The organism is Morganella sp. HSTU-ASny43, assembly GCF_022819185.1.
In the GTDB taxonomy this organism is placed as follows: Bacteria; Pseudomonadota; Gammaproteobacteria; order Enterobacterales; family Enterobacteriaceae; genus Morganella; species Morganella morganii.
In genome coordinates, this window is record NZ_WSPG01000028.1 from 44,575 (window position 1) to 50,851 (window position 6,277).

The following is a 6,277-nucleotide window of genomic DNA, read 5'->3' on the forward strand; positions in this document are numbered from 1 at the left end:
CCGCTTACCCTCCGCCACCGAAAACACCGCCGCGAATTAACACTGCCACGACATAATTTTCTTCATGTTCAGCGAGTTTTTTTCCGCTGACCCATTTTTCAAAGAGTGTATAAAAATCCTGCCCTGACCCCGGCGGACGGAATACTGCCCCCAGATGTGTGACCGCGCCATAGGGATCGGCCGCGATAACGCCCGCCCCTGCGGTTAAATCAGAAAAGGCCGGATACCAGGTATCCACTGAGCGCAAAGCATTGCCGATTTTTTGTGAATGCATTCCCGCAGTGCCGTCAATATGGCAGAGTATCCGGCTGCTCCCCCCCTTTCTTTTATTCATCACAAATTCACAACTGGGATAAATTTCCTGCCCTTTTCCGGTTATCACTCTGGCTGAAACAGCCAGTAATAATGCACCATCATCGCAACTCAGTGCTGCGGCAATATGTCTCCCCAGGTCGCCGGCTATATTATCCGTCTGCTCAAAATGACGAAGGCTGTATTTGCGTGCATCAAATACCCACTGCTGTTTTTTTTCCGCGCTGAGATTATCCACAACCACCTCAATATGCTCTGCGCCAACCAGGTTCCGCCACAAAAAACGTCCGCAGGCAATATTATGTGCATATCGCCGCGCAGGCTCACGGCAATGCTCTCTTTCCAGATAATCCGTTATTACCGCCTGATAGCGCTGACGGAATATTTCATTATTACAGGCAGCAGGATATTTCAGCCCACCGGTAATTTTCAGTGAGAAGCTAAATATGATTACATTTTGTTCAGCTTCCAGCATGCAGTAATCCATAGACTGAATATTGGGATCATTAATGTTCTGTCCGGATATTTTTTCATTTCCCCTCCCGTTTTTCCGGCGGAAAGCAAATGTTCCCCGGACAGTTCTCGTCTGTATTGTCAGCGGAGTAACCCGTGAATCCGGATGCTGTGATGTTCCGGAAAAAATACCGTCAGAGGGGATCAGTTTTTTTGAAAATGATAAAACAGACGGTATATTCCTGAGTCCGGTCATTTTCTCTTTTCCGTTAATCGTGTTTTCCCTGCTGACACAGATAAAGGTTCTCGTCAGGTAAATAGTGATAACGCCACAACATATCCGAAGGATCCCGCAATTTATCCACCGGCCGGAATTCCCCTAAGGTAATAACACTTTCCGCAAAACGGTGGGGTATACCTTCTGCCCTGGCATTTTTCACTATTCCCGGCGGGGAAAGCCCCTGATATCCGGTGACGACCGGGATCAGCACCGAACCGGGAGCAGTGGTATATTTCAGTAATGCCTCCATTGCATCCATTCCGCTGTTCATTGCATTGACCATGACATCCCGCCGCTCCAGTAATGCATATCCCGAAGCAATACATTGCCGCAATTCACACCATCGCGGTTTACTGTCAGGAAAAGAGCCGGTCTCTTGTTTACCGGAATCTGTAATATCCCCGCCGGCAATTTTCAGCATTTTTATTGTTTCAGATACCACAGTGAGGAATTCCTTATTTTTATCTTGTATATTCCCGCCGCAAATAAGCAGTGAAACATTGAGATGACAATATACGTCCTCAACCAGTGATGGGGTTTTGCCTTTTTTATCCGGTGATTTCCGCCTGTTTAATGCGGAATACATTACCCCTCCGGGTTCCGCATACAGTTGTAAATGACAGTAGTGACAGATAATACCAGCGTGATTAAACCTGACGGACGGAAAACCTTGTTTCCTCACTTTTCGTTCAAGAGCATGAATAAATCCCAGCCAGGCAGTAACTGCCGGGAAACCTGCTATCAGTGCACCGGATAACGCATTGGCATTCCGGATAAGAATATTTTTCAGCAGCAGATAATTAATGGACACTGTAACGACCTCCGGTAGTGACGGCTCCCGGCGGGACAGATAATAATAAACAGGCTTTCCCTTTATTCTGCATATTAAGTGCAGAAATATTTTGTGGTTTAGACCCGCCAATATGAATCACAACAAGATGACCCGGGAATATACCGGATTTACCAAGCCGGCGGTATAACTCAAATAATAACCCCGATGGTGTCAGAACTGACAGTAAATGATAACCCGCATTACATTCTTTACCCGGCACGGGGAAAAAAACCTGTTTTATCTTTGAATTTGTTGACGGTACGCCCTCTCCGGAGAATATCCGTAAAAAACTGGCCCGCAACTTCCGGTAGTTTTCACTGCCCAGAATTTTCTTTGCCGTTTCACTTTCCTCACACAAATGTGTCAGTAATGTTTTTCCATCCTGCATTTTCAGCATCAGAAACGTATATATTTCCAGTGCAGCAGCATTACCCTCAGCATCCTGTGGAACAACCACATTACCGGATCGCAGAAAGCCATCATTTTTCTTTTTAACCTCCGCCAGTATCGCTCCCGCTTTGCCATAGCGATTCCTGCGGGCACAGGGATGTGTAAAAGCAAACGGATGTGTCGTCAATGACAGTTGTTCCGCGCGTCCTGCCGCATCAGACAGCCATTGCAGACGCGAAAACTCAGGAATTTTTTTTGACTCCTGATATTTTGTAAAAAATGCAGTAATTTCCGGGTCCGGCATAGAATATCCTTTTCTTAAAATAATTTAATTTGACAATAATATTGAAAATTCAATCCGGCATTGAATGAATCTTCATCAACTGACGGGATATTTAATATGTCTTTGAAAGGGGATTGTCTACCAGCATTGTGATTTTTACGTACCGGTGTGTTTTTTTTGCGATCTGAATGGAATTTAATAAATAAAATTAACAGCAATAATACAAAAACGGCATATCCGAAAAGATATGCCGTAATTATTAAATATTTATTTCTTTGCTGGCTTATTGTTTTTAAGCCAATCCTGCATCTGCTTTATTTCCGGTCCCTGTGCATCAATAATGTCCTGAGCTAACTTACGCATTTCCGGATCTGAACCATACTTCAGTTCAATTTGAGCCATTTCAACAGCTCCTTTATGATGTGCAATCATACCTTCAGCAAATGCAATATCCGCATTTTGCTCAGATAATGTTTTTGCCATATCATCATGCATACGCATCATAGAATCACCCAGCTCTTTCTGCACCGGAGTGGTAACAGCATGCATATCACCACTTAATAATACCGGATTTGCCACGGCACCGAATGTCATAACGCCGGATAACAGAGCAGTGAGAATAAGTGTTTTTTTCATGATTAATTCCTTTTTCGTATTTGGTTGATGGAATTAATCATAAAGGTTGCCCTAAGGGAAAGGTCAATGTGATAAGAAATAACTTTACCATATTTACATTTAATAAAGCTCTCTCCACAATGTCTGAACAATTCAGATATTATTCTGTCAGTCGGGCATCAGTATTAATGCAGGTACTAAAAAAATAATGAAAATAATAAGATAACCCAATACCGCGCCAACACGGCTCTTCATCCCCACAAGAGAAGGCTTTACCAGACCTGCAGCTGCGGCAACAAGCGCCAGTCCCGCAATAACCATTAAACCATCTTCCATATATCCTCCGTTCACCTTTTCCTGCAGGTAATTCTGCGTATGACATTGAACCTTGCCGCTAAGGCAAAGTAAAGTTCTTAAAAATCACAATATTTTGATGGCAAAGCAAGAAGATGGTGATTAAAAACGCAGTCAAAGGAATACAGAAAAGAAAAAACCGGGCGTTATCCCCCGGTATTATATGTGCAGTTATTCTTCGTCCGGTTCTGCAGTAGCCGGTTCCGGCATATTTACCCATTCAGCATCCGACAGATGCTGTTCCCGGAGTGCTTCTTCATCCAGCCAGTTTATGACATATCTGGCGCTGTGCTGAGTAACAAAACCACAGTTATCACAGATAAGACGATAATAATAATGGTTTATACTGTCTGCCGGAATCCCCGGAGTGTGGTAATAAAATGTGACGAACGTACGCGGAGGTTTGTTATCCAGCCGGTCCTGCGCTGTCGTATAGTTTGTTTCATCTATAACCTGCCTGCCATTATGCCCGCACATCAGACACGTGGTTTTAACTTGCTTATCATTCAGATAATGAAAAAAACGCGACCCTGTCACCGTTTTTAAGCGTTCCACAAACTCCCGGATCTGAACATTATCCGGTGATGAATTATCCATCATACACCTCTGGCTTTGTATTGTTATTCCGTTTTTCAATATAAACACCATCAAATATTATATATTATTTATGCACTCATGACTGACTAAAGTCAGACACATGATATTTTCATTTTCACTTGTTTACTTTGCCATTTCTCCTTTTCCGGTATATCCCGCATAAAAATAATAAAACCACTTCACTTTAGGACCAGATATTTACATAAGATCACTAATTGATTAATCTTAAGAAGAGGCAATCAATAAAAGGCTATTTTTGCATAATGAAACAGTTATTTTCGGTGTTATTTCTGTGGAGCATCTCCCTTTCTGCTTCAGCTGATACCGGTCCGGCTGTACTGCGCTCTCCACCGGATGCAGCAAATGCAAAATTGGTAATTTCCAGCCTCAGACAGGCAAAGATCACGCCGGATAACCCGTTGTTTTCAGAGTTTAACGATCTGGCATTTGATGCCATGCATAATAAAAATTACACATCCGCTATCAAATTCTTTTCTGAGAATATGCTTCGTTATCCGTCACCTCAGATGATTATAAATTATACCGATGCAAATCTTATGATGCTGACGGATAATAAGAATACCCCGGGCAGCTGCGCCCCTTCCGGTGAGGATTTACAAACAGCATTGCGTTATTACCATTCCGCTCTGCTCACTGATAATACTGTTAATTTATTATCCTGTGATGAAAGAAAAAATCTGACTGAGAAAATCACCTGCCTTGAGGCATTTCAGAAAACACCGGCACCTGCAGAATTCAGGTGCCGGATATTACATCCGGGGTCATAACAGCACAGTAATTTTTGTGCTGTTATAATTTTCTGACTTCATCGATAGCATTATAGAGCTCAGGAACAATCTCTTGTCTGTACCCTTCTTCTATCATCTCAAACGCCTTTTTTCTGGCGGCTGCTTTAGTTGCGCTACCCGCTGAGATATCCTCAACCAGCATATCCACCGCTTCATTCATTTCTTTCTTACAATTCTTATACGCGTTATCGGTAATTGTTTTTTTGCTGTCAGTGGTTGTCAGTGCCTGCCCGGCAGAATAACGGATAAGGCAGTTTCCCCATTTTTCAGACATCCCGTCTGTTGCACTGTTATTTGCCGGTGCCTGACAGCCGCCAATCAGCATAATTCCCAAAATCAAAAATAAACTTTTTTCATGTTCATCCCTTAACGGTGCTTTCCGTGTCTGTCCCCGGTCATCAGTGGTTTTAGTATTATAGTGATATTAGCAAAGAGAATTGGCGATATGGAATAGGATTTGACCTGATGAGAGAACTGATACCTCTGTATTTTCTGTGCTTCATTCCGGTTCAATTCTGCAGCGACTTATGCCCTTTGAGCACACCGTTATCATCAAAGATAAATAACATTCCCTTTCCTGATGCATCCTGACAAACCATGCCGTCTGCGTTCGTGCTATCCGTAATGCCCTGACAGGCCATATTACTGACATAAGGGCGCAACTGACATTTCAGTGTCCTGCCATCCATGATTTTAAGATGCCCTGACGCTGCAATCTCATCAGTGGATGGCTCCGGGCAAGTACCACTTCCCCAATTAGTCCCGTGATTATTATCAAACGCAGAGCAGCCTGACAGTAAGGTACTAATCAAAATGGTCATAATGTATTTATTTTGCATGATTTATCTCTTGATTACTGGTCTGAAAATTCCGGGTTATCATTTAATCATCAAACTATCGCCGTGGGTAGGGGGTTGTGTTTAAGCGAAATGCCGATGATCAGAATGGGTTATAAAACTGTGAGATATGGATGCTGCCGGTACTTAAGAGAGATTTCGGTGAGTATGAGCGGGGAAAAGTGAAGTGTTATTTTAAGCACAAAAAAAGCGACCATAAAGGTCGCTCTCTTTTAACGCTAACTCACTGATAAATCAATGAATTCTTATATGGTGCCCAGAGCGGGACTTGAACCCGCACAGCCTTGCGGCCGAGGGATTTTAAATCCCTTGTGTCTACCGATTTCACCATCTGGGCTGAATATGGAGGCGCGTCCCGGAGTCGAACCGAGGTACACGGATTTGCAATCCGCTGCATGGCCACTCTGCCAACGCGCCCTGGAGCGGGAAACGAGACTCGAACTCGCGACCCCGACCTTGGCAAGGTCGTGCTCTACCAACTGAGCTATTCCCGCA

General features: G+C 43.5%; 8 protein-coding genes and 3 tRNA genes. All 11 read right to left on the reverse strand.

Translation table 11 applies throughout. The features are described from left to right. Nucleotides 1–4: 4 nt before the first annotated feature. The 11 genes from csy3 to GN208_RS14460 all read right to left on the reverse strand — a co-directional run bounded on the left by csy3 (nt 5) and on the right by GN208_RS14460 (nt 6,276). On the reverse strand, nt 5–1,021 hold the full coding sequence (gene csy3, locus GN208_RS14410) for a type I-F CRISPR-associated protein Csy3 (protein ID WP_004904258.1): 1,017 nt from the start codon (nt 1,019–1,021) through the stop codon (nt 5–7). Nucleotides 1,022–1,034: 13 nt separating this feature from the next. Further along, nucleotides 1,035–1,856, reverse strand: a complete 822-nt coding sequence (locus GN208_RS14415) for a type I-F CRISPR-associated protein Csy2 (RefSeq protein WP_061057495.1) — start codon at nt 1,854–1,856, stop codon at nt 1,035–1,037. Then, complete coding sequence (locus GN208_RS14420; protein ID WP_004904254.1) at nt 1,846–2,571, reverse strand: type I-F CRISPR-associated protein Csy1; 726 nt, start codon at nt 2,569–2,571, stop codon at nt 1,846–1,848. Before GN208_RS14420 ends, GN208_RS14415 begins: the two co-directional genes overlap by 11 nt. A gap of 246 nt (nt 2,572–2,817) precedes the next feature. After that, entirely contained in the window at nt 2,818–3,186 is a 369-nt protein-coding gene (locus GN208_RS14425; protein ID WP_004904251.1) for a DUF305 domain-containing protein, read from the reverse strand. A gap of 147 nt (nt 3,187–3,333) precedes the next feature. Next, entirely contained in the window at nt 3,334–3,501 is a 168-nt protein-coding gene (locus GN208_RS14430; RefSeq protein WP_004240708.1) for a hypothetical protein, read from the reverse strand. Between the two features lie 189 nt (nt 3,502–3,690). Further along, nucleotides 3,691–4,074 (reverse strand): hypothetical protein, encoded by a 384-nt coding sequence (locus GN208_RS14435; RefSeq protein WP_225903252.1) that lies wholly within the window; start codon nt 4,072–4,074, stop codon nt 3,691–3,693. Nucleotides 4,075–4,926: 852 nt separating this feature from the next. Beyond that, nucleotides 4,927–5,265 carry a hypothetical protein gene (locus GN208_RS14440; RefSeq protein ID WP_225806386.1) on the reverse strand — a complete coding sequence of 113 codons (339 nt, stop codon included), beginning with the start codon at nt 5,263–5,265 and terminating at the stop codon, nt 4,927–4,929. A 169-nt stretch (nt 5,266–5,434) separates the two neighbouring features. Then, the gene (locus tag GN208_RS14445; RefSeq protein ID WP_015422846.1) at nt 5,435–5,764 is read right to left on the reverse strand and encodes a hypothetical protein; all 330 of its coding nucleotides are present in this window, start codon (nt 5,762–5,764) and stop codon (nt 5,435–5,437) included. 268 nt (nt 5,765–6,032) lie between these two features. Beyond that, nucleotides 6,033–6,119, reverse strand: a tRNA-Leu gene (locus GN208_RS14450). 6 nt (nt 6,120–6,125) lie between these two features. After that, nucleotides 6,126–6,199, reverse strand: a tRNA-Cys gene (locus GN208_RS14455). Nucleotide 6,200: 1 nt separating this feature from the next. Continuing rightward, nucleotides 6,201–6,276: transfer RNA gene (locus GN208_RS14460), tRNA-Gly, on the reverse strand. Nucleotide 6,277 lies beyond the last annotated feature (1 nt).

Bases quoted from the DNA above. Each gene is read 5' to 3' on its own strand.
- GN208_RS14420 (WP_004904254.1), bottom strand. From the start codon at position 2,571: ATGCCGGACCCGGAAATTACTGCATTTTTTACAAAATATCAGGAGTCA.
- GN208_RS14425 (WP_004904251.1), bottom strand. From the start codon at position 3,186: ATGAAAAAAACACTTATTCTCACTGCTCTGTTATCCGGCGTTATGACA.
- GN208_RS14430 (WP_004240708.1), bottom strand. From the start codon at position 3,501: ATGGAAGATGGTTTAATGGTTATTGCGGGACTGGCGCTTGTTGCCGCA.
- GN208_RS14445 (WP_015422846.1), bottom strand. From the start codon at position 5,764: ATGCAAAATAAATACATTATGACCATTTTGATTAGTACCTTACTGTCA.
- csy3 (WP_004904258.1), bottom strand. From the start codon at position 1,021: ATGACCGGACTCAGGAATATACCGTCTGTTTTATCATTTTCAAAAAAA.